Genomic DNA, 2,242 nt, shown 5'->3' on the forward strand with positions numbered 1-2,242 from the left:
ATGTACCTGTGGAGCATAGGGAATTTACGCCTGTGGAGACCTTCACCTCTGTCCCTGAAGGGATTAATATAAGCCCGTATGTAAGGATAAGTGTGGTCAATGAATCAGGAAGCCTCATTGCCTTGGCATGAGGTAGCTCACAAAATATAATATAAAAAGGCTTGTAATAGACTCAATAGAACCACTGGAAATAAATTCAAACGAGGAAAGCATAAGATACCTGTTTAATGAATTAAGAAACCTTAACTGCGTTATAGTTGCAACAAAATTCATTAACATTATAAATTCAAATCCAATCGACGATATGTTTTTCAGCGGCATAGCCGAAATAGGCACCGTAATCGATGTTAATCTAATAAAAAACGTTTTTATAATCAAAAAATTTAGCCTGAGGGATAATTCAAAAAGGATCTTTGAATTCAACATAACCCCGGATGGCAGGCTCGAATTAAAGTGAGTACATGAAGATAAGGCTATATATCCTTGCCTTTTTTTCATTAATAGCCATACTTCTTTATTTATACTTTTTAATATATTCCTTAATATTATTTGATAAAACACTAATTGAAAGAATTCTTAGCATTATTTTAATATTAATCAACGGATTTTTTATAATGCATTCACTTTCATATTCGTATTATTATGTTACGGCATCAACAAAATATGAGGAAACTGTAACATATTATTTCAGCAGGTATTTTCCGTTCCAGACCTCTGTATTTATAGCAACATTTAATGAATCCCCTGATGTTCTGGAAAACACAATGTTGAATGTAAAACTGATGTGCCGCAGGGGGAATGGCATACCGTATATACTCGATGATTCAACCGATAGGAATAAGCAGGCTGCAATTATGAACCTTGCAAAAAAATATAATTTCATTTATGTGCACAGGGAAAACCGCAGGGGTTACAAGGCAGGGGCATTAAACGATGTGCTTAAATCCATAAATACAAAATACTTTGCCGTTTTTGATGCCGATCAGGTACCACTTCCTGAATTTTTAACAGAAATACTTCCAATTATGGAGGAGGACGATAAAATAGCATTGATACAGGTCCCACAGAGGTATGTTAATAATAATACCCATGTTGCAAAGGGTGCAAACGACATACAGGAGGTTTTTTACAATTTTATAACGCAGGGAAAAAGCCTTGAGGATAGCATGTTTTCATGCGGTTCAAATGTGCTGTACAGAACGAGCATAATTAAAAAAGTTGGCGGATTTGATGAACAGAATGTAACCGAAGACCTGGCAACGTCAATTAAAATACATGAGGCAGGTTACAAGACCATTTATTATAACCGGCCACTTGCATCTGGTGAGGCACCGGAAACGTTAAACTCTTATTTTATTCAGCAGTCAAGGTGGTCACAGGGTTCCATGGCCATATTTTTCAGGGTTCTAAAACTTCTATTTAGAAGAAAAAAATTAACAATAAGGCAGAAAATTGGATATCTTGTGACCACATCATGGTATTTTGTTGGTACCGTGAACATTATTATGCTCTTATTTCCCCTGTTATTCATATTTTTTAACATTGTATCAATTATTACGCCAAAAATATACATCTTTATTCTTGGATTTTATATAATATTTGAATTCTTTGCATTTTCCATAACAGTATACAGCATTAATAAATCCATCATTCCGGTTTTAAGGAATATCTCGCTAACCTTTATAATAAGTCCTGTCCTTGTTAAATCTGCCTTTTATGCCCTAATAGGAAAAAGAACATCCTTTAAAGTTACCCCAAAGGGGGATTCGACAAAAATACCCATAAAAGGAATCTGGCCAAATATTTTAATGATATTTTTAACATTATCAGGGACATTTTATTCATTATACAGATATATATTTACAGGCCTAATACAGTATGTTTTTAATGGAATTTTTTTAATATATTTCACAATTCTGGGCTTAACAATATTTTATTATAACAAATAATTACTGCTTCATAAATCTAAAGAGAAGAATTATTGCTATTATTCCGAATATGTTAATTATTAAAAGCGGAAGTGATACCTCATATCCGAGGAATCTTGAGAACATGAAGTAAACATATATGGTTGTTACACTCTGAACCATAAATATTAATGAAATTATTATAATCTGTGAATATATTTTGGCACCGGTTTGTTTATATGACCTGAGAAAAACCAAGAATATAGAAAGGAACAGTATAAATTCAGCCGAAATTAGCCCTATATTGGATATCCATAATAATTCCATCTTTTGTA

At 33.0% G+C, this 2,242-nt stretch carries 3 protein-coding genes; 2 read left to right on the forward strand and 1 reads right to left on the reverse strand.

The window, feature by feature from the left end; translation table 11 throughout:
- The first annotated feature begins 304 nt into the window (after window positions 1-304).
- Together AOG55_RS09300 and AOG55_RS04570 are read left to right on the forward strand one after the other, a co-directional pair.
- Window positions 305-457, forward strand: coding sequence for a hypothetical protein (locus tag AOG55_RS09300; protein ID WP_156318752.1), 153 nt, complete (start codon window positions 305-307; stop codon window positions 455-457).
- 4 nt (window positions 458-461) lie between these two features.
- Window positions 462-1,949: a glycosyltransferase family 2 protein gene (locus tag AOG55_RS04570; protein WP_048102503.1), complete on the forward strand. Its 1,488-nt coding sequence runs from the start codon at window positions 462-464 to the stop codon at window positions 1,947-1,949.
- Here the strand turns inward: AOG55_RS04570 and AOG55_RS09475 are convergent.
- A partial coding sequence (locus tag AOG55_RS09475; protein ID WP_236688974.1) for a hypothetical protein occupies window positions 1,950-2,242 on the reverse strand: 293 nt, incomplete at its 5' end. It lies immediately after the preceding gene.

The sequence above is a fragment of the Acidiplasma cupricumulans genome (assembly GCF_001402935.1).
Taxonomy (GTDB): domain Archaea; phylum Thermoplasmatota; class Thermoplasmata; order Thermoplasmatales; family Thermoplasmataceae; genus Acidiplasma; species Acidiplasma aeolicum.